Source organism: Pseudomonas sp. SM4, assembly GCF_051913165.1.
GTDB lineage: Bacteria > Pseudomonadota > Gammaproteobacteria > Pseudomonadales > Pseudomonadaceae > Aquipseudomonas.
Map to the genome: position 1 here is coordinate 151,946 of NZ_JBODOE010000002.1, position 25,291 is coordinate 177,236.

Below are 25,291 nucleotides of genomic sequence, written 5' to 3' on the forward strand. Positions count from 1 at the left end.
AGATACCCCATGAGCACTCGCCCTACTGTTCTGATCACTGGCGCCTCCACCGGCATTGGCGCCGTCTACGCCGAACGCTTTGCGCAACGCGGCCACGATCTGGTGCTGGTCGCCCGCGATCAAGCGCGCCTGGACGCACTGGCCGCACGCTTGCGCGGTGAACATGAGGTCGCGGTCGATGTGATCCCGGCGGACCTGACTCAATCCGGCGATCTGACCGTCGTTGAAAACCGTCTGCGCGACGACGCCCGCATCGGCATCCTCGTCAATAACGCCGGTGCCGCGCTGTCCGGCCATTTCGTCGAGCAAAGCACCGACAAAGTGGCGCAACTGGTCGCCCTCAACACCACCGCGCTGGTGCGGCTGGCCAGCGCCGTCGCTCCACGTCTGGTCAAGGCCGGTGACGGTGCGATCATCAACATCGGTTCGGTGGTAGGCCTCGCGCCGGAATTCGGCATGACGGTCTACGGCGCGACCAAGGCCTTTGTGCTGTTTCTGTCCCAGGGTTTAAGTCTGGAATTGTCGCCTCAGGGCGTCTACGTGCAGGCGGTGCTGCCGGCCGCCACGCGCACGGAAATCTGGGATCGCTCCGGCGTCGACATCAACACCCTGAGCGAAATCATGGAAGTGGGCGATCTGGTGGATGCCGCTCTCGTCGGCTTCGATCGTCGCGAGCCCGTGACCATTCCGCCGCTGCACGAAGCGGAGCGCTGGGATGTCCTGCAGGGCGCACGTCTGGGCCTGATCGGGCAAATCCGTCAGTCTGCGGTTGCTCAGCGTTACCAGACGCCAGAGTGATGTTCAGGTAGCGAGCATGTTGGGCGGATTCGCTGCAGGCGCAGGGCGCTGAACCGAATCCGTCCTGCAATCCGGAGTAGTCATGAATTCAGCACAAACAAATCCGCCTTCGGGTTCGCCAACGTCATTCATCGACGCGGCAAACCAGTCCGTCACCGCCAACGGCGTTCGCTTTGCCTATCGCGACACTGGCCCCGCCACCGGCGTGCCTCTCGTATTGTTCAACCATTGGGGCGCAGTGCTCGACAACTTCGACCCCGCGATCATCGATGGCCTGGCGCAAACCCGACGCGTCATCACCACCGACTATCGCGGCATCGGCGGCTCGGGTGGAACCGCGCCACTGACCGTCGGCGAGATGGCTGACGATGCCATCCAGTTGATCCGCGCGCTGGGGCTGGACACCGTTGATGTGCTCGGCTTCTCCCTCGGCGGTTTCGTCGCTCAGGACATCGCTCTGAAGGCCCCTGAACTGGTGCGGCGGTTGATTCTGACCGGCACCGGGCCAGCCGGCGGCAGCGATATCGACAAGGTTGGCCCGGTGACGTGGCCATTGATCCTCAAAGGCCTGCTGACCCTGCGCGATCCGAAGTTCTATCTGTTCTTCACGTCTACGGCCAACGGCCGTCGATCGGCCTCGCAGTATTTGCAGCGCCTGCAAACTCGCAAAAACAATCGCGATCAAGGCCCGACGCCCCGCGCTTTCCTGCGCCAGTTGAAAGCGATCACCGCGTGGGGCAAGCAGCCGCCGCAAGACCTTGGGCGTTTGCAGTCACCGACGCTGGTCGTCAACGGCGACACCGACATCATGGTGCCCAGCGTCAATTCGTTTGAACTGGCCAAGCGAATCCCCAACGCAGAATTGGTGATTTATCAGGATGCCGGACACGGCGGGATTTTCCAGCACCATGTTGATTTTGTGGCCAAGGCGCAGGCGTTCCTCGATGCCTGACTACGCCCCGGCTACCCTCCCTACAACCGACAAGAGCCGCACCTCGATGAAAGCCTTTCTGATTGATCGCTACGGCAAGCAACCCGGACGCCTCGGCGAAGCGCCAGCCCCTGAAGTGGGGAGCCGCGACGTCTTGATCGAGGTCCATGCCAGCAGTGTCAACGTGCTGGACTCGAAGATCAGCACAGGCGAATTCAAGCTGATCCTGCCCTACTCGTTTCCGCTGATTCTGGGCAACGACCTGGCGGGTGTCGTGGTGACGGTCGGCTCTAAAGTGACGCGCTTCAAACCGGGTGACGAGGTGTACGCTCGCCCGCCGGAAGCACGGATCGGCACGTTCGCCGAGAGGATTGCCGTGGACGAGAACGCGATCGCCCTGAAACCGGCCAATACCAGCATGGCGCAAGCCGCGTCCCTGCCCTTGGTGGCACTGACGGCCTGGCAAGTGCTGGTCGACACCGCCCGCCTGCAACAGGGCCAGAAGGTGTTGATTCATGCCGGCTCCGGCGGCGTCGGCAACGTTGCCATCCAGCTTGCCAAACACCTGGGTGCCTTTGTCGCCACAACCACCAGCACCGCGAATGTCGAATGGGTCAAGGCGCTGGGGGCTGACGTGGTCATCGACTACAAAAAGCAGAATTTCGAAGATGTCTTGCACAGCTACGACGTGGTGTTGAACAGCCTTGGCACCGATGTCCTGAAAAAGTCACTCAAGGTCCTCAAGCCCGGCGGCCAGCTGATTTCGATCTCAGGGCCGCCCACTGCGCTATTCGCACAGGAGCAAGGATTATCCTGGCCATTGCGGCAGGTAATGCGTCTGCTGAGCCTCGGCATTCGGCGCAAGACACGCAAGCAGGACATCAGGTACACGTTCGTGTTCATGCGCGCCAACGGCGCCCAACTGCACCAAATCAGCGCGCTGGTTGAGGCCGGCATCATCAATCCGGTGATTGATCGAACGTTTCCCTTTGAATCAACGGCAGAGGCGCTGAAATACGTCGAACAGGGACGAGCCAAAGGCAAGGTCGTGGTTACGATCAAATGACTACCCGCCCATCGATGACTACCGAAGTGCCCGCGCAACTTTTAGCACACCAGCACTCCTCATCCGGACTGAGCGATTCGACTGCAATTGAGTTGCCAAAACAGGTACTGCAGCAAACAGACCTCGCACCTGTTGCACCAACAGTGATCCTATGGCGCAGTTTAATGCTTGAGCAGTAGACAGGTATGGCTAGCTCCGAATATCGCTAACGCCAGTGCGCTATCTGAGATAGGAAAGTATCGGGTGAATGATTCTGGCCGAAAGCGGCCATTTGTGGGCGTCAGCAATTGGCCGGAAGCCGCGGTTCTCGATCGCCAGCGCTCGGCCAGAAGCGGCAAGCGTCTGCTGATCACCCCTTGCTACGTTGAGCTTTCAGCTGGCGCTACTTCTCGGATAAAAATCGTTTAGTGATCATTGCCACTGCCTCCGCCGGAGACGTCAGGGCTGTGTCTATATCAAACGGAGTGTTATCCCATGGCTCATATTCATGATCCAATACAGACTGCCAGGTTGGTGGCGTCAGGCCAGGAACATCAATCTTCCTGGTTTCTACCCGTCGTTGGTGTTCGTATTTATCAGAGCAAACCACCTGAATATTCACTAGTGGAGCACCAGAGCGAGCAGCGATCTCGCTCCACGCCTTTCGGCTTTCAACTACAGGGTTAACACAGTCGACTATGACTGTACTACCAAAGCGAAGATTGCTCAGAGCAAGCTCATTAGCGACCATATAACCGCTCCGCCCCACGTCTTGTGCCAGAGCACCGGAATTTCGGATAGCCTGCTCAATCGTATCAATCCGCAGATACACCGCACTTGTTCTGGTGGCAAGGTCACTTGCTATAGTCGTTTTTCCAGTACCGGGAAGACCGCTGAAGACAATAAGCATTCTATGTCCTTCGATTAGAGAGTTGACCCAGTCTAGGCCAAAAAGCTGACGTTCAATTTTGCTCAAGCGCCTCCTCCATCATTCAAGGACGACGATAGAGGCTTCACTCATGCCAGCACCACGTAATCTCTTGTACAGACCGCAGCGAAATCCGTCCTGTCGCAGTTCGTTGACCATATAAAACCACCCGAGGGTATGAGGCAGAGCGCAGTCTGCATGCCCTCACGCTACGAACGGTCAGTCCTGAAACCACGTTCAATGAACTGTTCGATTTGGCGAATGAGTCAATAATCGATATCGGTTTCGAAAATCTCGATTTTCTTGGCAACGTTGGTCACAGCATCTGCGAGCAGCGCGATCAAAGGCTTTACATAGAATCAGGCAACGAACGAAAGTTGGGCGAGGTGGCGTGCTTCACATTCGAGCCACATATCCGGATCAGAAACGGTAAGTGGGGTTACAAGCACGAAAACATTTACTAATTCGACGATGATGGCGTCGCTTGTGAGTTGTAAAGGACTCACAACGCTGTCGATCCACAAATGAGGCTGTTTACTGAGGCTATAGGCAAACACCTCAGGGCGGCACATCCCAAGGATTTCATCAGCCAGTGCGGCATCATCCGGGCTGCCGCTTGAAGCCTGCTTAAGCGCATGGACCGGCCAATCGAAGCATTTATCAGCAATAAATCGGTTTTCCCTGACTCACTCATCACTCGGGTCATAACTGTTCACATTGCGCACTTGCAAATGCAGGCGCCCAAGCAAGTCAACCAACGTGTCGACCTCGGCCGGGGTCAATCCGCTGAGCAGACGCGACTCTCGCTCAAGTGCAACTTTGAGCACGCGGTCATGCAGTTCTTTACCGCTGGCCGTCAATCGTACGGTGTAACGCCGCGCGTCCCTGGGATCAAGTTGGCTGGTGATCCGCCCCGCTGCTTCCAGCGTTTGCAATGAACGACTGACAGCGCTCTTGTCGAGGCCGATGGCCTGGCAGATTCGATTGGCGGTGATGTCGGATTCAACGGCCAGCATTGAAAGCATTCGCCATTCAACCACGCCGATTCCAGTGCCGAACTGGCAGCTGACTGTCCCAGGCATAGACGCTCGGCCGCCCGGCTGACACTGCACTCGCTCAGCAAAGCGTCCAGCGCAACCAACAGATTAAGGTCGAGGCGTCGATATCGCATGTCGGTTCCGTCGAAGGCGGTGGCTCATGTTGGCCCGCAGTGACGGGCGGGTATCGTCAACGGCGATACCAGGCGCCAGTGCGGCTCCTGGAGTAAAGAACATCGGCTATTGGCCGTCACGCGCAAACTGGTTACGCCCCAGCGCCTTGGCCTTGTACAGCGCCTGATCAGCCACTTCGATCAACCCCTGCAAGTCCTCGAGTTGCGCGCCGGTTGCCGTGGCGATGCCGATGCTCACGCTCAGGCGCCCGAACGGGCTGGCGCTGTGGTTGATGTTCTCTTGCTTCAGGCGATCGAGGATAAGTTGCGCCACCACCGCGGCGCCGTCAGCGTCGGTGTCCGGCATGATGATGCCCATCTCTTCGCCGCCATAACGCGCCACCAGGTCTGACGGCCGACGCACACATTCCTCGAGTATCTTGCCGACGGTTTGCAGGCAGGCATCACCGGCGACATGACCGAATGAGTCGTTGAACAGCTTGAAGTAATCGATATCTATCATCAGCAATGCCAGCGTCGTACCGTCACGTTTTGCGCGCCGTGCTTCGATAGCGAGACTCTCGTCAAAACAGCGTCGGTTGGCCAACCCCGTCAATGCGTCTTTCATCGCGAGCAACTCGAGTTGCCGATTGGATGAGAGCAGCTGCTGCTGGGTGCCGCGCAATTGATCTTCGGCCTTGGTGCGCCGGCGGATATCCAGAATCAGGAACCAGCCGATCAAGCCTGTAAGCCCAAGTAGCCCAGCCACCACCACGGCCGACAACAACGCCTCCAGGCGCCACGCGGCCAATGCCTCGCGTTTGCCGAGGGCGACGGTGGTGATCAAGGGCAGCCGATCGCTCTTGCGGAAGGCGTACAGCCGCTCAACGCCGTCCAGGCTGGAGGTGAACGACGCGGTGCCGACTGAGTGATCGACCAGATACTTCGCATAGATGGGCGACTTGGAAAAGTTGCGGCCCATGTCCTGCTCGCGAAATGGATAGCGAACCAGCAACGTGCCATCGGTATACGACAAGCCGATGGCGCCGTCCTGCCCGACGTCGAGCTTGCCAAACAGGCGCAGGAAGTTTTCCACCCCCAACGTCACCGCCACCACGCCGGCAAACTCGCCGTGAGCATCGTTGAAACGGCGGCTGACGGTAATCACCCATTCCTGATTGGAGCGGCTCTGAATCGGTGGCCCGATGAAAGTCTCGCGGGAGGGATCATCGCGATGATGGATGAAATAGGCGCGATCACTGCTGTTCGACCCGGCGGGAATCGGCCGGTTGGAAGACATCAGCCAGCGGCCCTGAGTATCGTAGATGGTGATGCCACTGAGCTGCGGCATCAACGGTTCCTGGCGCTTGACCAGGGCACTCAGCCGCTGAATCTGCGCGGGGCCACTGCCTTCGGTTTCCAGACGTTCGACGAGGCCGAGCAACAGCAATGAACTCTGGCGCACGATGCCTTCGGAGTACGTCGCCAACGCCTGGGTCAGGTTCAAGCCATGGACGTTGACTTCTTCCAGTGCGCGCTCTCGAGAGGCCAACACTTTCCACACCGTCAAGGACGCGAGGGAACAACCGATCACACACAACAAAAGCACAACCAGATGAGTATCACGCTTCACATTGCTACCTTTTGGAAAGTCCGGTTTTCCGTTCCAGCGACTCATGAGCGACTCAATGGCTGCAGACTCCTGCGCTCGCCGCGAGCAAGGATACAAGCAGTGGTGAAACGTTGCAGCAACAGATTGTTCAGGGAATCACTGAGTGAAGTCTCGCGACACAGGCTCAGTAACAGAATCCACGAATGAGTTGTACGATGTCCTAACACAAGGTATTACTACCTCTCCCCCAAAAACAATAAAACCACGGAGATCGCTACATGGACTCATCCCTGTCCGCCAAGCCTGAAAGCCTTGACCGCGCGGTAGGCAATACCCGCCGCAGCTTCCTGAAAAAGTCCCTCGCCGTTTCCGCCACACTCGCTACCGTCGGCAGCACCGCACTGACGCGGATCGCCGAGGCCGCCGAGCCCTTGAGTCAGCGCTACCCTGATCCGCTGATTCACATCCTCGATGACAGCTTCCTTGAGCTGCGAATTTTCAACGCCAGCGTTGAGAAACTCGCCACCGGTATGCGCTGGGCTGAAGGACCGGTGTGGGTCGGTGATGGCCGCTATTTGTTGGTCAGCGACATCCCCAACAATCGCATCATGCGCTGGGACGAAATCACTGACACTTTCTCCGTGTACCGCGAACACTCCAACTTTTCCAACGGCATGTGCCGGGATCGCCAAGGTCGTCTGATCGTCTGCGAAGGCTCCACCACCACCAGCGAAGGCCGGCGCATCACGCGCACCGAAGCCAATGGCACGATCACCGTGCTGGCCGACAGCTTTGACGGCAAACCCTTCAACTCGCCCAACGACATCGTCTGCAAAAGTGACGGATCGATCTGGTTCAGCGATCCGCCCTTCCAGACCGGCAACAACTACGAAGGCCACAAAATCACCCCGAGCCAACCCCACGCCGTGTACCGCATCGACGGCGAGAGCAAAAAAGTCACGCGGGTCATCGACGACCTCAACGGCCCCAACGGCCTGTGCTTTTCTCCGGATGAAAAAACCCTGTACGTCGTCGAAGGACGCGCCAAGCCCAATCGCCTGATCTGGGCTATTACAGTGAAAGATGACGGCACCCTCGGCGAACGCCGCAAGCACATTGAGGGGCTGGAGTACGCCGCCATCGACGGCATCAAATGCGACGAAGCGGGCAACCTGTGGTGCGGCTGGGGCGGCAATGGCGATCCCAAGGCCGATCTGGAAAAACTCGACGGCGTGCGCGTTTTCAATCCGCAGGGCAAAGCCATCGGGCACATTTCGCTACCAGAGCGCTGCCCGAACCTGTGCTTCGGAGGACGCGAAGGGAATCGGCTGTTCATGGCCAGCAGTCACTCGATCTATTCGCTGTTCGTGAATACTCGTGGGACTACGTTTGCGTTGTAAAAAAGCTCGTCTCGCGACGGTTTTGCGAGTGTCGAAAATGGCCGCGCATCCGATGATGCGCGGCATTCAAGCGCGTTTACTGTTTTCGCCCTGCCGGATCTTGTAAAAACGGATGATGACAGGTGCTCCATCGAGCGGGCCTTTATCAAGGGCTTTTGTGGCTACCCCAGCGTGGCTGTTTCAGAGTGACCTGGAGCTTGTCACACCACGGCGGCTTCAATCGCTCTGGAGCGCCAGGCAAACGCCAACACCATCAGCAACCCCAGGCCCGCCATTGCCGCTCCGGCCAGAGAAATCGCCGGATAACCCAGACCCGCGTTGATCACCGCGCCGCCCAGCGCTGCGCCAATCGCATTGCCGAAGTTGAAGGCGCCGATATTCACTGCCGAGGCCAGATTGGGCGCGTCCTTGGCCGCTTCCATGACGCGCATCTGTAGCGGTGGCACCAGAGCGAAGCTGGCGATACCCCAGATCAGAATGGCCACGGCGGCCGGCAGCGGCCAACGCATCAGCACAGTGAACGCCAACAAGACCAGAATCAGCACACTCAGCGAGGCAATGAGGGTGCGGTCTATCGAGCGGTCTGCGGCTTTGCCGCCCCACATGTTGCCCAGCGTCAAACCGACACCGTAGAGCACCAGCATGGCGGTGATGAAGGCGGTAGATGCATGGGTCTCGTTGCTGAGGATCGGTGCGATGTAAGTGAACACGGTAAACATCGCGCTTGAGCCAACGACGGTCAGGGCCAACGCGCCCAGCACCGGGCCGCGCGCCAATACCCGAATCTCCGCCATGACCCCGACGCTTTGCGGCGCCCGCACATTGGGCAGCGCGAACCACAGCGCCGCCATCGTCACCACGCCCAATCCGGTAATGCCCCAGAAAGCCGTACGCCACCCGTACAACTCGCCGAACCAGGCCGCCAACGGTACACCGCCGATAGTCGCCAGGGTCAGCCCCATGAACATCGCCGCTACCGCTCCGGCACGTTTTTCCGGAGCGACCAGGCTGGCGGCGACAATCGAGCCAACGCCAAAAAATGCACCGTGGTTCAGCGAGGTCACTACCCTGGCGACCATGAGGCTGTAGTAATCGGTGGCCAAGGCTGACATCAGATTACCCAGGGTAAAAATCGCCATCAGCCCGATCAGCAGATAGCGCCGGGGAATCTTGCCGGTAGTCAGGGTCATCAGTGGTGCGCCGAGCAACACGCCCAGCGCATAGGCACTGACCAGCAAACCGGCAGCGGGAATGGAAACGCCCAAGTCTGCAGCGATACCCGGCAACATGCCCATGGGGGCGAATTCTGTTACGCCGATGCCAAAGGCACCGACGGCGAGTGCAACAAGTGGTGGATTGATACGCATGGAAAGCTCCTCATCTATGCCGCCAATGCTACGATCCCGGCTTTTCAGGCGGTAGACTGCATTTTTGGCAATCACCTTTGCGTAGGAGGCACAAGTGGATTTCAACGGCAGGTCAGGTGAAATGAGCGTGTTCACCACCGTGGCGCAGGAAGGCAGTCTCTCGGCCGCCGCGCGTGCACTGGGCCTGACACCCTCGGCAGTGGGTCGGATCATCGCGCGCACAGAGCAACGTCTCGGCACCCGCCTGCTGTTGCGCACCACCCGCGCGATCACCTTCACGGCCGAGGGCGAAGCGTTCCTGCGCGGCGCCCGGCGTATCCTCGCCGACATGGACGAGGTCGAAGAAGCCATCGCCGATCAGGGCGTACCCAGGGGGCGATTGCGGGTCAGTGCCGCCCTTGGCCATGGGCGGCTGGCCATCGTTCCTTTGGTCGCAGCCTTCAGCGCCCGTTACCCGAACATCGTCGTCGACCTCACCCTCGGCGACGAAGTGGTCGATATTCTCGGCGGGCAAGCCGACGTCGCAGTACGCTTTGGCCATCTGCCCGACAGCCCGCTGACCGCGCGCAGAATCGGCAACACCGGCCAGGTCGTGGTGGCATCGCCCGAATATCTGCAGCGCCACGGCATCCCTCAGGAACCGCAAGACCTGCTACAGCACAACTGCCTGCGCTTCAATTTTCGCCGTGCCGAACCCAACTGGCCGTTCAGCCGCGATGGCAAAGAGTTTTCCCTGAAGGTCAGCGGCAATATCGAATGCAGCAGTGGTGAAGCGCTGGCACAACTCGCGCGGGTCGGTGCCGGCATCGCACGCATCGGGGAGTTCAGCGTGAGCGAGGACCTGCAGCGCGGCGAGCTGATTGCGCTGTTGGAGGCCTGGAACCCGGGGGATCAGGAACCGATTCATGCGGTGTTCGTCGGCGGCGCGGCGATGCCGGCGCGGGTGCGATTATTCGTGGACTTCTTGCTGGAACATCACCGGATGTCAGCGGATGTGCGAATCAAGTCTTCCGGGGACTCGTGATATTGAACGTCTTGAATGGCCGTCGCGACAGACTGCTTTCGGCCGAGAGCAGATAATCGCGGGCGGCGGCTTACACTCAGAAGCAAATTCCTCGAAACAGCAAACACATTCTGCAGGCATCCCTCCAATTTGCGTACTTTCGCCACGTAGTTGCGTAAAAGTCCAAAGCAGGCACTAACCTCTGCGATTAACGGGGAACTATTCTCGTCCACTAATAGACTGAGCTGCTATTGCGACCATAATGCAAACGTCGCACGCAAACAGTTTTCTACAATAAATGGAGCGCAGAATGGGCCGGGCACACGATGAGTTTGAGTACTGGTGGGGTACGTCCGGGTCGTGGGTTGAACCACCGAATGTGCGCCGCAGCGGCACCAGCGGTGTCCAGTTGGTAGTGCAAGATAACAGGACGTTCTTCGTCAAGCGTCAGACCGGCCATCTGTTTCGTAGTCTCCGTTACCCCACTGGCCGCCCCACTGCTCTGCGTGAAGGTATTGCCCTTTCCAGACTTGAGGAACTGGGCGTGAATGCGCCAAAACCGGTGTTTTATGGTGCGAGAAAAGTCCGAGGCACATGGCAAGGTGTTTTGGTTACCGCAGACCTGGGCGGCTTCATCGATCTGGATACCTGGTATAGCCAGGGCTCTGCAAGCAGGTTGACGACAGAGCAGCATCAGCAACTTTTCAAGCGTCTGGCGCAAATGCTGGCGCGGATGCACTCGGGCAAATGGCAGCACGGTTGCATGCGTTCCAAACACATCTTCATCAAGGCGTGGATGACTGACACTGACTTCGATTTCGAACTGGCGCTGCTTGACCTGGAAAAATCTCGCGGTCGCGCTACGGCAATGAGTGCGGCGCGTCACGACATTCCCCAACTCAGACGGCATTCTTTCTGGGATGAGTCGCAGTGGCAGCATTTCCTTTCCTGCTACGAGCAAGCCATTGGCAGAGCCATTTGATATACAGGAAGGTCAGTGCGAAAGCATCAAGATCAATAAGAGGGAAGGCTTGCCAATCAAGCGCTGTACTTATGATGTAACGAGCATGCCAAAGCATTTCATAAGCCAATGGCGGGCTGCGTCCTAACGCCGCAGCTCACCGCTATTGGCAAATCCCGCACAAGCCTTAGAATCCCGCGCGCTGTCGCAGTCGCCGGATCGGGTGATTGACGCGCACCTGAAGGCTGGCCACACCTCCTCGACGTGTGTCCGACATAACCGCCCTGCCCGATCGGCAGGCACTTGCCCAACAACACACACGTCGGCCTGGCAATCGCATGCGCAGAGGCGCACGTTCCGCTGTTCGATCTCTAGAGGTTTTTATGTCTCCGCGTTTGCTGGCCATGGCGCTGGCGCCTTTGCTCGGGCTGTTCATTGTTGCGCTGGGCAACGGTTTTCTGTCTTCTCTGACCACCCTTCGTCTCGACGCCGCCGGTGCCTCGACCACGATGATCGGCATCGTCTCATCGGCCTACTTTATTGGCCTGACGCTGGGTGCGGTGTTCAACGACCGCTTGATTCTGCGCATCGGGCACATCCGCGCCTATGGCAGCTTTGCCTCGCTGATCGCCGTGACCATCCTGTTGCAGGGATTGTTCTATGACACTTGGGGCTGGTTCGCACTGCGCCTGATCAATGGCTGGGCCACGGTGGGTGTGTTTCTGGTGATCGAGAGCTGGCTACTGCTGGCGGGCGACGCAAAGATTCGCGGGCGCTTGCTCGCGTTGTACATGATCGTGTTATACGGCGCCGGTGTGCTGGGCCAAGCCACGCTGGGGAAAATCACCGGTTTGAGCGACAGCGCACCGTTCATGGTCGCTGGTATGCTCGCGTCGTTGTCAGTGTTGCCGATCGTGATTCTGCCACGCGTGTCGCCGCTGCTCGATCAGGTTGAGCCGCTCAAGCCAAGGCAACTGTTGGGCGTGACGCCGACCGGGCTGGTTGGCTGTTTCGGCTCGGGTGTGACGATCGCGGCGATTTACACCTTGCTGCCGCTGTACCTGCAACGCAGCGGCCTGAATGTCGGCGAAGTCGGCAGCATGATGGCCTGGACGATTCTCGGCGCGATGCTTCTGCAATACCCGGTGGGGCGCTGGTCCGATCGCAAGGATCGCTTGCAGGTGCTGACGATTCTGACGATCGCGTGCACGGTGTTGTCGCTGGTGATTGTCTTGCTGCCACTGACTGCAACGATGCTCGCCGCGATGCTGTTTCTGCTCGGTGGCGGCGTCTTCGCGCTGTACCCGGTTGCCGTCAGCCATGCCGCCGACCGCGCTCCGGCCGAAGCGTTGGTGCCGATGATTCAGGGTTTGCTGCTGATCAACTCGCTGGGCTCGGCGATCAGCCCGATGATGATCTCGCCCGTGATGAACTCGTTCGGCGCCAACGGTCTGTTCTGGGTGTTCGCACTGGTCAATCTGTGCATGGTCACGTTCTTCCTCTGGCGCCGTGGCAAACGCCCGGTTCCAGCCAATCCCGCGCCTTTTGCCGCGGCGGCCACGTTCTCGCCGACCGGTGCGGAACTACGGGTGACCGAGGATTTGCGGCAGGCTGTGCAGGATCACCCGCCGATGGTCGATGCGTTGAGCGGAGAACCCTCACCGCAGTAATAAACACGCTTGCGCGTGGTGCAAGCCGCCTCCATTTGGAGCGCCAATCAGCGGAACACCCCTAAAGAAGCCGTAGTTTCCATAGCCGAACCGAGTGGCACCCTACTTGCTAGCAATAATTTTATAACTGCTAGCAATCAGGAGAATCAACTATGGCTACTCGGCTTCAAAACCTGCAGCGTCGGCTGTTTCCCGTGGCTGCGGCAGTCACGCTCAACCTCGCCATGTTCACTGGCGCGCACGCGGCCGAGCCGCCGATCAAGGTCGGTCTGGTCGCGGCGCTTTCTGGGCAATCGGCCAAGTCCGGCGAAGCCCTGACTCGCGGTTTGACCATGGCCATCAACGAGGTCAATGCCAGCGGCGGCGTGCTCGGGCGTCCGCTGGAGCTGGTGCGTCGCGACGATGAAAGCAACCCGTCCAAAGGCATCCTCGCTGCGCGCGAACTGGTCCAGCGCGAAAAAGTCGCCGTGCTGTTCGGTGGTCTCGATACGCCGGTTTCCCTCGCCATCGTGCCGCTGGTCAACCAGTTGAAAGTGCCGTTCATGGGCATCTGGGCGGCGGGTACGAAAATCACTGAAAACGGCGCCGCCGATAACTACGTATTCCGCGTTTCCGCCGTCGATGAGCTGGTCGATGAAGCGCTGGTAAAATACGGCGTCGACCACGGCATGAAGAAGCCGGGGATGATCCTCATCAACAATCCGTGGGGCGAGTCCAACGAGGCTGGCCTCAAGCGCGCGCTGGAAAAACGTGGCATGGCCAACGCCGGTGTCGAGCGTATTCAGGACAGCGATCTGGACGTCGTGCCACAACTGACCCGGTTGAAAAACGCCGGTGCAGACACCCTCCTCCTCGTCGGTAACGTCAGCCCGTCCGCACAGGTCGTCAAATCGTTGGATCGCATGGGCTGGGACGTGCCGATCGTCTCGCACTGGGGGCCGGCCGGTGGTCGCTTTGGCGAGCTGGCGGGACCGAATGCATCACGCGTGCATTTCATCCAGACCTACGTCTTCACCGAGCACAACAGCGCCAAGGGTGACGCCCTCCTGGCCGCGCTGAAAACCGCCTACCCACAGATAAAAACCCTGGCCGATGTCACGCCGGCCGTGGGCATCGCCAATGCGTACGACGGTCTGCACCTCGCCGCTCAGGCAATCGAGAAAGCCGGCAGCACTGACGGCAAGGCGATTCGCGACGGGTTTTACGCCATCAGCGATTACGACGGTTTGATCAAGCAGTACAAGCAACCGTTTACCCCTGCAAAGCATGACGCGTTAGGGCCGGACGATTACCTGTTCACCCACTTCGTCAACGACCAGATCGTCCCGCTCAAGCCCGAGGAGTAAGCCATGTATACCGCCGCCATCATCTCCGGGCTCGGCCTCGGCAGCATGTACGCGTTGCTGGCGTTGGGGTTTCACCTGACCTACGTCGTCTCGCGCACCGTCAATTTTGCCCAGGGCAGCGCCATGATGGTCGGCGCCGTGCTCGGCTACACCTTTTGCATCACTTGGGGTTGGCCGCTGTGGCTCGCCCTGCCGCTGACGCTGATCCTGTGTGCGCTGTACGGTCTGGCGATCGAACGGTGGCTGGTGCGGCCCTTCCACAGTCGCGGCTCACAGGCCTGGCTGATGGCGACGGTGGCCGGCGGCATTCTGGTGGATAACCTCGCGTTGTTCACCTTCGGCAAAGAGCCCCGGCAGTTTGAAAGCAGCCTGGCCAACCTGAATGTCGAGCTGTTTGGCAGCAACGTGGGCGCTCTGCAAATGCTGATTCCATTGGCGGGCGCAGCCATTGCCTTGGCGCTGTATCTGGTGCGGCGTTACACCCGCTTGGGCAAAGTGCTGGAAGCCTGCGTGCAGAATCCGCGCGCGGCAATGCTGATGGGGATCAACGTCAATCGGGTGGTCGCGATCGCCTTTGCGGTGTCTACGGTATTCGCCGCCGTGGCGGGTTTGTTGATTGCGCCGCTGTTCAGCGTCAACGCAGAAATGGGCATGTTGTTTGGCTTGAAAGCCTTTGCAGTGGCCATTCTCGGCGGCATCACCAGCGCTGGCGGCGTCTTCACGGCAGGCCTGTTGTTCGGCCTGACGGAAGCGCTGATCACGATGTATTTCGGCTCGGCCTTCACCCAGATCTTTACCTTTGCGCTGGTGATTGTCGCGCTGGCGATTCGTCCCAACGGTCTGTTCGGCAGTCAGGCATTGGTGAAAGTATGAAGAACCTTCCCACCCTGCTGATCGCCCTCCTCGCTGTCGCGTCTGGCGTCATGGCGTTCACACTCGACAGTTACTCCCTGCTGGTTTTCACCCTCTGCGCCTTGGCGACAGTGGTTGGCGTAAGCCTGAATATATTGATCGGCCTGAGCGGGCAGATTTCCTTTGGCCATATCGCTTTCTACGCCATCGGCGCCTACGTCTCGGCGCTGCTGACCCTGGCGGGCTGGCCGTTGTGGCTGGCTCTGCCGATCGCCGGGGTGGCAGCCGGGGTGATTGGCGCGCTGTTGGCGATTCCCGCCCTTCGGGTCAGCGGTCCGTATCTGGCGATGATCACCATTGCCTTTGCGTTTGTCGTGCATCACAGCCTGATCGAATGGCGTGACGTCACCGGCGGTTCCAATGGTTTGATGGGAATCCCGATGCCGGAGTTTGCCGGCCTCGATCCGTCGATTTTCCTCGCCCTGTTGGCCGCCGCGCTGATGATCGGCGCCCTGCTCTTTTATCAGCGCCTGAGCCACAGCCGCTGGGGCAAAGCCATGCGTGCAGTGAAGGCCTCGGAAATCGCCGCGCGCTCGCTGGGTTTCAATCCGGTGATCAGCAAAACCCTCGCGTTTGCCTTGTCGGCAGCCTTGACCGGACTCGCGGGCGGTCTGCTCGCGCCGTTGCTGATGTTTATCAACCCGGAGTCCTTTCCGTTTTCGCAGTCGATTCTGTTTGTACTGGCGGTGATCGTCGGCGGCAGCGGCAGGCTGTTCGGGCCGCTGATTGGCGCACTGTTGATTGTGTTGGTGCCGGAGCTGCTGTCGGATTTCGCCGAATATCGCTTGTTGATCTTTTCGACGCTGCTGCTGTTGGTGCTGTGGATTGCTCCCAACGGCCTGCTCGGCGCCCTCGCCCGGCGCTGGATCAAACCGGCTCGCCTGCTGCCGCCCACGCGCTTCGATCAACAACGGGTGGCCGCGCATTTGCGCAGCCGTGGCCCAAACTCGGGATTGCGCGTCACCGATATCGGCATTCGCTTCGGCGGCGTGCAGGCCGCGCAACACGTCAACCTGCACGCACCGGCCGGCAGCATCACCAGCATCATCGGCCCTAATGGCGCCGGTAAAACCACTGTGCTCAATATGATCAGCGGCTTCTATGTGCCGGACAGTGGCCGGATCGAACTGCAACAGCCATTGGCGGGCCTGCCCGCGTGGAAAAGCGCCCGGGCCGGGATTGCCCGTACGTATCAGACCACCCTGCTGTTTGGCGAAATGTCAGTGTTGGACAACCTGCTGGTGGCGATGCAGCAGGGCCGCATGGGCCTGCCGTTCAGCCTTTCTACAGATGCAGAGCGCAATCTGGCGCTGGATCTGCTGGCATTGGTTGGCTATCGCGGTGAAGTCAATATAGCCGCCGAGGATCTGCCGCATGTGGATCGCCGCCTGGTGGAAATCGCCCGGGCACTGGCCACGGCGCCAGCGGTGTTGTTGCTGGACGAACCGGCAGCCGGCCTCAGTCGTCGCGACACGGATAATCTGGCCGTGCTGCTGCGCAAGCTGGCGGACTTTGGCCTGACGGTGATTCTGGTCGAGCACGACATGGCGCTGGTGATGTCGGTGTCCGAACACCTGCTGGTACTCGACGCCGGCAAGCCGATCGCCTCGGGGCCGCCGGCTGAAATCCGGCAAAATCCGCAGGTCATCGCGGCTTATCTGGGCGGTACCGAGTATCAGGCCACGCCTCGCGAGCAAGCTTGGAACGGCAGCCGCGACGCGCGTCTGTACGTTCAGGATCTGGTTATCGATTACGGTGCATCAGCCGTGGTCGACAAGGTCAACCTGCTGGTCAATCCCGGCGAACTGGTGGCGATTCTCGGCGCCAATGGCGCGGGCAAATCGAGCATCCTGCAATGTCTGGCCGGCCTGCATCGCGCCAGCAGCGGCAGCATTGTGCTGGACAATGAAAACATCGAACTGGCCAGCGCCAGCACCATCGCCGCAAGAGGTCTGGCCCTGGTGCCGGAAGGGCGCCAGGTGTTCCCTTACCTGAGTGTGCGCGACAACCTGTTGCTCGGGGGCTATTCACGTCGCGAACCCTTCGATGCCGAGGCAGAAATCGAGGCCATCCTCCAACGCTTTCCGCGCCTGCGTGATCGCATCGACAACCCGGCTGGCCTCCTTTCCGGTGGCGAACAACAAATGGTCGCCGTGGGTCGCGGCTTGATGGCCAAGCCAAGCATTCTCTTGCTGGATGAACCGTCACTGGGTTTATCGCCGGCGATGATCGGCGAGCTCTACGACGCGCTGGCCGCGCTGCGCGACGAGGGCGTGACCATCCTGCTGGTGGATCAAATGGCCAACCTCGCGCTGCAAGTCGCCGATCGTGCTTATGTGTTGGAAACGGGAACAATCGTCAAAGCCGCAGGCTCGGCAGAACTGCGCGCCGATAAGGCACTGGCGGCCGCTTATCTGGGTGAAGGGGCCAGCGCATGAACGCCCTGAAAATCATCAATGCGCGGTTGGGCAGCGATCATCGCGTCAGCGAGTTCTTCGTCGAGGACGGCTACTTCGTCGACGCCTTCAGTCCGGCTGCCGGCGATTGGCAAACCCTCGATCTGCACGGCCGACTGATGATGCCGGGCCTGATCGAAACCCATATCCATCTGGACAAGGCTTGCATCATGCAGCGCTGCCATTTGCAGGCAGGCACGCTGGCCGAAGCGGTCGCGCAAACCCGCGCCGCGAAAGCCGAGTTCACCGAGGACGATGTCTATCGGCGCGGTGCGCAGGTGCTGGACAAGGCGATTGTGCAAGGCACGACGCACATGCGTACCCACGTGGAACTGGACCCGCAGATCGGCCTGACCGGATTCAACGCGATTCGCCGTTTGCAGGCCGATTATGCGTGGGCTATCAGCCTGGAAATCTGCGTGTTCCCCCAGGAAGGCCTGCTGAACAACCCCGGGACTGAGGCGCTGTTGTGCCAGGCACTGGAAAGCGGCGCAACCGTACTCGGCGGCTGCCCGTATATGGACAGCGACCCGCACGGGCAGATCCAGCGTCTGTTCGAGCTGGCGGTGCGCTACGACTGCGACCTCGATCTGCACCTGGATTTCGACCTCAATACCGAAGGCATGACGGTCATGGAAGTGGCGCGCTGCACGCAGCTTCACGGCTGGGGTGGACGGGTCATCATCGGGCATGCGACCAAGCTGTCGGCGCTGCCCAAGGAGCCACTGACGGTGCTCGCCCGACATCTGGCAAAAACCGGTGTAAACGTGACTTGCCTGCCGAGCACCGATCTGTTCCTGATGGGCCGCGAGGCGTTTCACAACAAACCCCGAGGCCTGGCGCCACTCGCGCATCTGCACGCGTGCGGCGTGAGGTGTTCGGTCTCGACCAACAACATCGGCAATCCGTTTACGCCGTACGGCGATGCATCGTTGATCCGTCAGGCCAACCTGTTCGCTAACGTCAGCCAGATGGGCACGGCGGCGGAACTGCTGCAATGTCTCGCGTGGATTTCCAGCGAGTCAGCCGCTTTGTTGAGATTAAAAGGTTACGGTTTGCAGCCCGGTTGCCGCGCCGATTTCATCGTATTCGACGCGCCTTCGCCGGCGGCGGTCATCGCCGAAATCAGCGCACCGCTGATGGGCTTCAAGGGCGGGCGTCAGACCTTCAGTCGGCCGGCAGCAACGTTGATGAAAGCGAATTAATCAACCAACGCCTGCTTGAGATTGAACTCGGCAGGCACACTTTCTTCCAGTGCCAACTGCGCTTCCAGTTCATCCAGGTGCTCGATCATCACTGCCACGGCTTTTTCGTTGTCACCGTTTTCCAGCGCGGTGATGATTTCCTGGTGTTCATCCGAAGCGCAGGATGGCACGTCATTGCGCTGATACAGCGCCACGATCAACGAACTGCGCACCATCAGATTGGCGAGGATGTCGCTGAGCACGGCATTGCCACTGATCTCGCCGAGCAGCAGGTGAAACTCGCTCAGTTCGCGGACGATAGCCCGTCGATCGGTGTCATTGGTGGCTTTGCGTTCGTTGTTCATGTGGGTCGCGATGCGCTGGCGTTGCTTGCGCATGGTGGCCGGCGTGATGGCCTCGACAATCGCCCGCTCGATGGCGCGACGGGCACTGAAAATATCCCGCGCTTCCTTGGCCGTCGGTTGGGCAACCATGGCGCCGCGATTGGCTTCGATGGTCACCACTTTCTGCATCGCCAGACGCTGCAACGCCACCTGCACATGATTGCGGTTGGCTTGCAGGGTATCGACGATGTGCGCTTCGATCAGTCGCGTGCCCGGCGGCAGACGATGCTGGGCGATCGCCTTGAACAGCGCATCGACGATGCGTTGCACTTCTTGCTGTTTGGCGGTGACAGTGCTCAAGCCCATCCTTTCCTCGGTTTTCCTGAAAGCCTCATGCCGATTCCACAAGGCTGCGGTTGGCGGGCAATGGCCGGCATTATCCGCCAGCCACCCAACCCCGGCAAATGCCTGCTGCAAGCATCAGTCCGGCAGACCGAGCCCGGCGCCCTCCCCCCGAGGATCATGCATGGCGCTGCGGCGACCCGCGGCATCAATGGCGATAATGCCGGCGTGGCCAGTCATGGGGCTGCGCGCCGGAATGATTTCCACCTCATGCCCAAGCGTGCCGAGGCCTTCAATGGTCGCGGCGTTCATGTCGCCTTCCAGTTTGAGATTGTCGGTGCTGTCGAAAAAGCTGCGGCCGAGCAGAAAACGCGGGGTCAGCAGCGCCTGATCAATGGGCTGCTGAAAGTCGATCAGTTGCGTCGCCAAAACCATTTGCGTCTGCGGTTGGCCGTCGCCGCCCTGCGTGCCGAAAAACCAGCGGCGGCCATCGTCTGCCAGATAGCAGGACGGATTGAGTGTGTGCGCCGGACGCTTGCCCGGTGCCCAGCAATTGACGTGTTCGGGGCTGGCGTTGAAACCGGCCGAGCGGTTCTGCCACAACACCCCGGTGTCACCGAGCATGCAGCCTGATCCGAAGTCATGGAACAGACTCTGGATCAAACAGGCGGTACGGCCTTCGCTGTCGGTCGCAGCCATCCACACGGTATCGGCCGGCCGCCCCGGCTCGTTCCACGGCGCGGCACGTTGATCGTCGATGGCATCGGCACAGGCTTGAATCCGCGCGTCTTCGAGACTCGCGGAAAAATCCCATGGTTGGCTCAGCGGATCGCACAACTGCGCGTTGCGCCGCAGCAAGCCCTGTTTAATGGCTTCGACCAGATAGTGATAGTAGAGCGCGCTGCCGTTGCCGGCGGCCGCCAGTGGTTTGTGTTGCAGCGCAGCCATGGCCTGCAACGTATACAAACCCTGGGATGGCGGCGCGACGTTAAAGAGTCGGCCTTCGCGATAGCGGACGGAAATCGGTGCGACTTGCGGCGCACGAGTCGCCGCCAGATCCGCCGCGGTCAAGCCGCAGCCCAAGCGATCGAATGCAGCCCCGAACGCCTCGGCCAGTTCGCCCTGATAGAAATCCTCGACGCCGTGTTTCGCCAGATGCCGCAAGGTGTTGGCCAGTTCGGGCTGACGCAAGGTATCGCCCTCGCGTAACCACTGCCCTTCGCGCTTGCACAGGCGATGCAGGTCCGGCAATTGCTCGATCAGCGGGCGACGCAGGGTTTGCCAGAACAGTTGCGATCGCGACACCTCGCTGCCGGCAGCAGCCACGCTCGCGGCGTCTGTCAACAGATCGGCCCAACCGAACCGCGAGCCCCACTCATGCCGACTGATGTTGGCAGCGGTCTGCCAACTCGCCAGCGCACCCGCCGTGCTCGCCACCGATGCAGGGCCGCGCACGGTGATGGTGCCGCCCTCCGGCAGACGTTGCCCGGCCTGGCCAATCCCTACGATGGTGCGCACCTGCTTGTCGTGGATCATCCATAGGGCATCGCCGCCCAGCCCGGTCATGTGCGGAAAAACCGCTGCAAGCATGGCACTGGCGGCGAGCATGGCATCAACGGCCGTGCCGCCGGCTTCAAGAATTCGCATGCCGGCAGCGCTGGCATCGGCATGAGGCGTACAGATCACCGCACGACTGGAAGTTGCGATCATGGTTGCAGGCTCTCTCTTTGCTAGCTATCGGTATGTTGATTGTTAGCAAGGCAAGATGTATGCCTACTGAAAGCTCACGGGCGCAACGTCACTCGAGTGCGTCGGTGCCGTCTAGCAGCGGCAGCCGCTGTATCGCCCAACCACGAACATCACGACATCCAAGGCTGGGCACCGCGCACGGCTTGCGTGCGGTGAATGTTCAAAAGTCAACAGTCGCCGACAACAGATAAGTTCGCGGCGTCGCCAGGGTCAACCCCGGTTCACTGTCATCCGAAGCCCCCGCCGAACTCCAGTAACGCTTGTCCAGCACGTTCTCGACATTGGCGCGCAAGGTCACGGTTTTCTCATCGACCTTGAAGGCATAGCGCGTGCCCACATCAAAACGCTCCCAGGCGTCGATTTGCTTCTCGTTGGACTGATCCAGATATTGCGAGCTGGAATAAATTCCGCGCCCGGTCAACGTCAGTCCCTGCACGGTCGGCACGTCCCATTCGGCGCCCAGATTGACGTTGTATTTCGGGGTCGCCGGCGCGCGATTGCCGTCGAACGTGCCGTTGGTGGTGTTGGTCAGTTCACTGTCGATGAACATCACGCCGCCCAACAGCCGGAAGCCTTTCAACGGCTCGCCAAACACGCTCAGTTCGACCCCGTCGTTCTGGCGCTTGCCGTTGGGGCCGAAGACGCGTGTCGTGGCATTGGTTTCGTAAGCGGGCTGTTTGATCCGGAATACTGCGGCGGTCAGCGCGTAGGCACCCGCGTCGTACTTGGCGCCGACCTCAACCTGGCGACTGATGAACGGCGGGAAGATTTCGTCCTCGTTGATCGAGGTCGAAGGGGCGATCTTGCCTTGGCTGAGGCCTTCCATGTAGTTGGCGTACAGCGACAACTTGTCCGTCGCCTTGAACAGAATGCCGCCCGAGGGCGAGACTTTTTCTTCATCGTAGGCCGTGTCGCCTTTGACGTCATCGCTCCAGTCATCGACTTTCACCCGTTGCCAGCGAGCGCCCAGCGTCAACAGCAATCGATCGTCGAAGAACCCCAGCGTATCGGACAACGCCACGCCGCTGAAGCGGTTTTCGGTGTAGACCTTGGCGTCGTAGCGCGTCGGTGTGCCGGGTTTTGCCGTTTCCACCGGCTCATACAGGTTGCTGCGCCCGGTGGCGTAGCGCGCACCGCCATTCTCGAAATCCATGTAGAAATAGCTGGCCGCGAGGTTGACCTCGTGGCTCACCGGCCCGGTATGGAACCAGTTGCGCACACCGGCCGTGGCCGTGCGCACGTTTTCGTCGCGGGTGAAGTCGCGCGGCAGAACGCTGAAATCACCGGCGTCGTTGGTCACGGATACGGCGTGGCGCAAGAAGTCATGATTACTTTTGCGCGCACCGACGCCGCCGTACAGCATCACCGAATCACTGACATCGAACTCGGCATTGAGCGTGCCGAAGGTGTCCTCGGTTTTAGCCTGGCTCCACGGTTGCGCGTAGTTGCGATGCACATTGTTCGCGCTCGGCACCTTGGCATTGGCCGCGACTTGCACGCGTTCCTGCGGTGCATCGGTGTCGCGTTCGGTGTGGCCGATATCCGTCGACAGGCGCAGGCGTTCGCCGCGAAAATCGAGGCCGAGCACGGCCATGTCACGATCGACGCTTTGATGATCCCACTCCGTGTCACCGGACTGTTTGACGCCGTTGAAACGCACACCGAACTGGTTGTCTTCGCCAAAACGGCGGCCGACGTCCACGGCGCCACCGAGCTGATTATTGGAGGCGTAGTTGGCGGTCAACGAGGTGATCGGCTGGTCGCTGGCGCGCTTGGGCACCACGTTGATCCCCCCACCGACACTGCCCCGTGGCGAAATGCCGTTGATCAACTGGCTCGGGCCTTTGAGGATGTCGACGCGGTCGGCCATCTCCATGTCGATCGTGTAGGTCGGCAACACGCCGTAGAGGCCGTTATAGGCAACGTCGCTGTTGAACAGACTGAAACCACGGATGGTGAACTGCTCATAGCGGCCACCCGCCGGGTTGGTTGCGCGCACTGACGGGTCGCTGCCGATCAGGTCGCCCAAGGTGCGCGCCTGCTGGTTCTTCACCGCCTCACTGGTGTAAGTGGTCATGCTGAACGGGGTTTCCATGAAATCCCTGGAGCCCAGCAAACCCTGTGAGCCCCGGCGCGCCACCTGTCCACCGGCAAACACATCGGCGTCGGTTGTGCCGGTCGCACCGAGAATCGAAGTCGGCGCCAATTGCAGGCTGCTGCCATCGGCCGCAGGAATCAGCGTGTAAGCGTGATCACCCACCGGTTGCAGTTGCAGACCGCTGCCCGACAACAGCCGAGTGAAACCCTCTTCCACGCCATATTCACCGGCCAGGCCATTGCTGTTGCGGCCGCTCACCAGGGCCGGATCGACTGACAGATTGACCCCGGCCAACCCGGCAAAACGCGTCAGCGCCGCACTCAGACTGCCGGCGGGCACCTGATAATTGCGCCGGGCGGCGTCATCGGCCCAACTGGATTGCATCAATACCGGGCTGGCACTCAGGCTCAGCACGAAGCTCAACTGCAACAACGGACGCAAACGACTTGGGAATACTGCGGGCATTGGAAGAAGCTCTCGATTTTGTTCACTTACCTGCAATGACCGGTGAGGCGAAGAAAAGGGACAGGCTTCAGACGATATTTTTTCGCGGCGTCAGCGTGACCCAGAAACGCGTACGCGAATGCACCTCCAGCGGCAAGCTTGCCGCCAGCAGCGCCAGCACTTTATCGGTATCGTCGAGACGGAAACTGCCGGTGATGCGCAGGCTTTCCAGGGCCGGCTCCCACCGCAACAACCCTGAGCGATAACGACTCAACTCGCACAGAAAGTCGCCCAGTGGCTGGTTTTGCGCCATCAACACGCCGTCGCGCCAGCCGGGCATTTTGGCGTCGAACGCTAAGACCGGGCCGGCACCGGACGCTTGCAGAGTGATCTGTTGCCCTGCATTCAACTGCAGCGCCGGCCCTTGCAACGGTTGCAATTGCACCGATCCGCTGAGCACCGATACGTTGCAATCACGCTCGTTGAGACGCACGCAGACTTCGCTGCGGCTGACGATAATCTGGCCGTAAGCTGCGTTGATCGTCAATGCAGCGCCGCCAGCGACATTGAGCGCCATTTCGCCGCGCACCAGGGTCAATTGACGACGGGCCAGATCAACGTTCACCGCGCTCGCCGTATTGAGTTGCAAGGTGCTGCCGTCGGCCAACCGTGTTCGTGTGTGCTCGCCAGTGCCGGTCTGCAAGTCGGCGCGCCAGACGTCCAAGGGCAATTGGCGACTGACCAGCCACGCCGTCGGCATCAATGCGGCCAGCGCCAGCGCCCGTTTCAGCGCCGCACGCCGCGCCAGGTCCGGGCGATCCAGGGTGGCCATGGCCAATTCTGCGGGCAGACTGGAAAAACGCTGGCGCAACAACTGGATCTTCTGCCAAGCGTTTTCATGGCGGCTATCGCTGTCGCGCCAAGCCTTCAGCCGCACGTGATCCGTTTCACTGGCTTCACCCGATTCGAGCAACGCCAGCCATTGCGCGGCAGCCCGCGCCACTTCCCGCGCTTCATTACCGGGCGCTGTTCTCATCATAGATCTAGCATCAAACAATGCTCGTAAGCCGTTGTCATATAACGTTTTATTGTTCGCTCGGAAACTTGCAAGCGCTCGGCAATCTCGCGATAACCCAGGCCTTCGAGCTGACTCCATAGAAACGCCTTACGCACTGCTCGCGGCAAGCCATCGAGCAATTCATCCAGCGCTTGCAGGGTTTCCAGCAGCACCCAGCGCTGCTCAGGCGACGGCACGCATTCTTCGGGCAATTGCGCGAGGGCTTCGAGATAGGCTTTTTCCAGGCTGCGACGCGTGTAGAAATTGCTCAGCAGGCGTTTGCCGACGGTCAACAGGTACGCCCGTGGCTCACGCATGTCGGCAATCGGTTGCGCACTGCAGAGCACACGCACAAAGGTGTCCTGACTCAGGTCGGCCGCATCCCAGGCATTGCCCATGCGCCGCCGCAGCCAGGTTTCCAGCCAGCCTTGATGATCGCGATACAGTTCGTGCAGGTGCTGCGGCGATGGCGTCGCTGCTTCAGTCATCTCAAG

General features: G+C 60.3%; 19 protein-coding genes and 3 pseudogenes. 12 read left to right on the forward strand and 10 right to left on the reverse strand.

The genetic code is table 11. The annotated features are described in order from the left end of the window. Positions 1–9: 9 nt before the first annotated feature. From ACQ4MY_RS03680 to ACQ4MY_RS03690, 3 genes are all read left to right on the forward strand, one after another. Entirely contained in the window at positions 10–798 is a 789-nt protein-coding gene (locus ACQ4MY_RS03680; protein ID WP_008077482.1) for an SDR family NAD(P)-dependent oxidoreductase, read from the forward strand. Between the two features lie 82 nt (positions 799–880). Continuing rightward, complete coding sequence (locus ACQ4MY_RS03685) at positions 881–1,750, forward strand: alpha/beta fold hydrolase (RefSeq protein ID WP_440093798.1); 870 nt, start codon at positions 881–883, stop codon at positions 1,748–1,750. Positions 1,751–1,796: 46 nt separating this feature from the next. After that, the gene (locus tag ACQ4MY_RS03690; RefSeq protein WP_440094255.1) at positions 1,797–2,795 is read left to right on the forward strand and encodes an NADP-dependent oxidoreductase; all 999 of its coding nucleotides are present in this window, start codon (positions 1,797–1,799) and stop codon (positions 2,793–2,795) included. Positions 2,796–3,177: 382 nt separating this feature from the next. On the opposite strand, the gene ACQ4MY_RS03695 is transcribed toward ACQ4MY_RS03690, so the two are convergent. After that, positions 3,178–3,684: an AAA family ATPase gene (locus tag ACQ4MY_RS03695; RefSeq protein ID WP_440094257.1), complete on the reverse strand. Its 507-nt coding sequence runs from the start codon at positions 3,682–3,684 to the stop codon at positions 3,178–3,180. A 203-nt stretch (positions 3,685–3,887) separates the two neighbouring features. Between ACQ4MY_RS03695 and ACQ4MY_RS03700 the strand changes: the two are divergent. After that, positions 3,888–4,166, forward strand: a pseudogene (locus ACQ4MY_RS03700) (M24 family metallopeptidase); the annotation flags it as partial. 222 nt (positions 4,167–4,388) lie between these two features. Here the strand turns inward: ACQ4MY_RS03700 and ACQ4MY_RS03705 are convergent. From ACQ4MY_RS03705 to ACQ4MY_RS03715, 3 genes and pseudogenes are all read right to left on the reverse strand, one after another. Continuing rightward, positions 4,389–4,751 (reverse strand): annotated as a pseudogene (locus tag ACQ4MY_RS03705) (MarR family winged helix-turn-helix transcriptional regulator); the annotation flags it as partial. Beyond that, a pseudogene (locus ACQ4MY_RS03710) lies at positions 4,751–4,873 on the reverse strand (LysR family transcriptional regulator); the annotation flags it as partial. The pseudogenes ACQ4MY_RS03710 and ACQ4MY_RS03705, both read right to left, overlap by 1 nt. Before the next feature lie 106 nt (positions 4,874–4,979). Further along, a complete protein-coding gene (locus ACQ4MY_RS03715) occupies positions 4,980–6,485 on the reverse strand; it encodes a sensor domain-containing diguanylate cyclase (RefSeq protein WP_440093800.1) in 1,506 nt (501 codons plus the stop codon). Between the two features lie 257 nt (positions 6,486–6,742). Here ACQ4MY_RS03715 and ACQ4MY_RS03720 point away from each other — a divergent pair, with 257 nt between their 5' ends. Continuing rightward, positions 6,743–7,864 (forward strand): SMP-30/gluconolactonase/LRE family protein, encoded by a 1,122-nt coding sequence (locus tag ACQ4MY_RS03720; RefSeq protein ID WP_158831412.1) that lies wholly within the window; start codon positions 6,743–6,745, stop codon positions 7,862–7,864. A 200-nt stretch (positions 7,865–8,064) separates the two neighbouring features. On the opposite strand, the gene ACQ4MY_RS03725 is transcribed toward ACQ4MY_RS03720, so the two are convergent. Continuing rightward, positions 8,065–9,231: an MFS transporter gene (locus tag ACQ4MY_RS03725; protein ID WP_440093802.1), complete on the reverse strand. Its 1,167-nt coding sequence runs from the start codon at positions 9,229–9,231 to the stop codon at positions 8,065–8,067. Positions 9,232–9,325: 94 nt separating this feature from the next. On the opposite strand from ACQ4MY_RS03725, the gene ACQ4MY_RS03730 reads away from it, so the two are divergent. From ACQ4MY_RS03730 to ACQ4MY_RS03760, 7 genes are all read left to right on the forward strand, one after another. Continuing rightward, complete coding sequence (locus ACQ4MY_RS03730; RefSeq protein ID WP_440093804.1) at positions 9,326–10,255, forward strand: LysR family transcriptional regulator; 930 nt, start codon at positions 9,326–9,328, stop codon at positions 10,253–10,255. A 289-nt stretch (positions 10,256–10,544) separates the two neighbouring features. Beyond that, a complete protein-coding gene (locus tag ACQ4MY_RS03735; RefSeq protein ID WP_440093805.1) occupies positions 10,545–11,216 on the forward strand; it encodes a lipopolysaccharide kinase InaA family protein in 672 nt (223 codons plus the stop codon). Positions 11,217–11,533: 317 nt separating this feature from the next. Further along, the gene (locus tag ACQ4MY_RS03740) at positions 11,534–12,865 is read left to right on the forward strand and encodes an MFS transporter (RefSeq protein ID WP_440093807.1); all 1,332 of its coding nucleotides are present in this window, start codon (positions 11,534–11,536) and stop codon (positions 12,863–12,865) included. A 152-nt stretch (positions 12,866–13,017) separates the two neighbouring features. Beyond that, positions 13,018–14,211 (forward strand): ABC transporter substrate-binding protein, encoded by a 1,194-nt coding sequence (locus tag ACQ4MY_RS03745; RefSeq protein ID WP_440093809.1) that lies wholly within the window; start codon positions 13,018–13,020, stop codon positions 14,209–14,211. A 3-nt stretch (positions 14,212–14,214) separates the two neighbouring features. Continuing rightward, positions 14,215–15,084, forward strand: a complete 870-nt coding sequence (locus ACQ4MY_RS03750) for a branched-chain amino acid ABC transporter permease (RefSeq protein ID WP_440093811.1) — start codon at positions 14,215–14,217, stop codon at positions 15,082–15,084. Further along, complete coding sequence (locus tag ACQ4MY_RS03755; protein ID WP_440093813.1) at positions 15,081–17,561, forward strand: branched-chain amino acid ABC transporter ATP-binding protein/permease; 2,481 nt, start codon at positions 15,081–15,083, stop codon at positions 17,559–17,561. Before ACQ4MY_RS03750 ends, ACQ4MY_RS03755 begins: the two co-directional genes overlap by 4 nt. Beyond that, positions 17,558–18,784, forward strand: coding sequence for an amidohydrolase family protein (locus tag ACQ4MY_RS03760; RefSeq protein WP_440093814.1), 1,227 nt, complete (start codon positions 17,558–17,560; stop codon positions 18,782–18,784). The genes ACQ4MY_RS03755 and ACQ4MY_RS03760 overlap by 4 nt, the downstream gene beginning before the upstream one ends. Here the strand turns inward: ACQ4MY_RS03760 and ACQ4MY_RS03765 are convergent. The 5 genes from ACQ4MY_RS03765 to ACQ4MY_RS03785 form a co-directional block, all read right to left on the reverse strand. Then, on the reverse strand, positions 18,781–19,473 hold the full coding sequence (locus ACQ4MY_RS03765) for a GntR family transcriptional regulator (RefSeq protein WP_440093816.1): 693 nt from the start codon (positions 19,471–19,473) through the stop codon (positions 18,781–18,783). The two genes, ACQ4MY_RS03760 and ACQ4MY_RS03765, sit on opposite strands and share 4 nt — an antisense overlap. Before the next feature lie 114 nt (positions 19,474–19,587). Beyond that, positions 19,588–21,159 (reverse strand): gamma-glutamyltransferase family protein, encoded by a 1,572-nt coding sequence (locus tag ACQ4MY_RS03770; RefSeq protein WP_440093817.1) that lies wholly within the window; start codon positions 21,157–21,159, stop codon positions 19,588–19,590. Positions 21,160–21,358: 199 nt separating this feature from the next. Beyond that, positions 21,359–23,761 (reverse strand): TonB-dependent siderophore receptor, encoded by a 2,403-nt coding sequence (locus tag ACQ4MY_RS03775; protein WP_440093818.1) that lies wholly within the window; start codon positions 23,759–23,761, stop codon positions 21,359–21,361. A gap of 67 nt (positions 23,762–23,828) precedes the next feature. After that, on the reverse strand, positions 23,829–24,779 hold the full coding sequence (locus ACQ4MY_RS03780) for a FecR domain-containing protein (RefSeq protein WP_440093820.1): 951 nt from the start codon (positions 24,777–24,779) through the stop codon (positions 23,829–23,831). Further along, on the reverse strand, positions 24,776–25,285 hold the full coding sequence (locus ACQ4MY_RS03785) for a sigma-70 family RNA polymerase sigma factor (RefSeq protein ID WP_440093821.1): 510 nt from the start codon (positions 25,283–25,285) through the stop codon (positions 24,776–24,778). The genes ACQ4MY_RS03780 and ACQ4MY_RS03785 overlap by 4 nt, the downstream gene beginning before the upstream one ends. Positions 25,286–25,291 lie beyond the last annotated feature (6 nt).

What these genes read in the sequence shown, in the direction of transcription:
- ACQ4MY_RS03680 (WP_008077482.1), top strand. Translation starts at nt 10, where the DNA reads ATGAGCACTCGCCCTACTGTTCTGATCACTGGCGCCTCCACCGGCATT.
- ACQ4MY_RS03685 (WP_440093798.1), top strand. Translation starts at nt 881, where the DNA reads ATGAATTCAGCACAAACAAATCCGCCTTCGGGTTCGCCAACGTCATTC.
- ACQ4MY_RS03690 (WP_440094255.1), top strand. Translation starts at nt 1,797, where the DNA reads ATGAAAGCCTTTCTGATTGATCGCTACGGCAAGCAACCCGGACGCCTC.
- ACQ4MY_RS03695 (WP_440094257.1), bottom strand. Translation starts at nt 3,684, where the DNA reads ATGCTTATTGTCTTCAGCGGTCTTCCCGGTACTGGAAAAACGACTATA.
- ACQ4MY_RS03720 (WP_158831412.1), top strand. Translation starts at nt 6,743, where the DNA reads ATGGACTCATCCCTGTCCGCCAAGCCTGAAAGCCTTGACCGCGCGGTA.
- ACQ4MY_RS03725 (WP_440093802.1), bottom strand. Translation starts at nt 9,231, where the DNA reads ATGCGTATCAATCCACCACTTGTTGCACTCGCCGTCGGTGCCTTTGGC.
- ACQ4MY_RS03735 (WP_440093805.1), top strand. Translation starts at nt 10,545, where the DNA reads ATGGGCCGGGCACACGATGAGTTTGAGTACTGGTGGGGTACGTCCGGG.
- ACQ4MY_RS03740 (WP_440093807.1), top strand. Translation starts at nt 11,534, where the DNA reads ATGCGCAGAGGCGCACGTTCCGCTGTTCGATCTCTAGAGGTTTTTATG.
- ACQ4MY_RS03745 (WP_440093809.1), top strand. Translation starts at nt 13,018, where the DNA reads ATGGCTACTCGGCTTCAAAACCTGCAGCGTCGGCTGTTTCCCGTGGCT.
- ACQ4MY_RS03750 (WP_440093811.1), top strand. Translation starts at nt 14,215, where the DNA reads ATGTATACCGCCGCCATCATCTCCGGGCTCGGCCTCGGCAGCATGTAC.
- ACQ4MY_RS03755 (WP_440093813.1), top strand. Translation starts at nt 15,081, where the DNA reads ATGAAGAACCTTCCCACCCTGCTGATCGCCCTCCTCGCTGTCGCGTCT.
- ACQ4MY_RS03760 (WP_440093814.1), top strand. Translation starts at nt 17,558, where the DNA reads ATGAACGCCCTGAAAATCATCAATGCGCGGTTGGGCAGCGATCATCGC.
- ACQ4MY_RS03765 (WP_440093816.1), bottom strand. Translation starts at nt 19,473, where the DNA reads ATGGGCTTGAGCACTGTCACCGCCAAACAGCAAGAAGTGCAACGCATC.
- ACQ4MY_RS03770 (WP_440093817.1), bottom strand. Translation starts at nt 21,159, where the DNA reads ATGATCGCAACTTCCAGTCGTGCGGTGATCTGTACGCCTCATGCCGAT.
- ACQ4MY_RS03775 (WP_440093818.1), bottom strand. Translation starts at nt 23,761, where the DNA reads ATGCCCGCAGTATTCCCAAGTCGTTTGCGTCCGTTGTTGCAGTTGAGC.
- ACQ4MY_RS03780 (WP_440093820.1), bottom strand. Translation starts at nt 24,779, where the DNA reads ATGATGAGAACAGCGCCCGGTAATGAAGCGCGGGAAGTGGCGCGGGCT.
- ACQ4MY_RS03785 (WP_440093821.1), bottom strand. Translation starts at nt 25,285, where the DNA reads ATGACTGAAGCAGCGACGCCATCGCCGCAGCACCTGCACGAACTGTAT.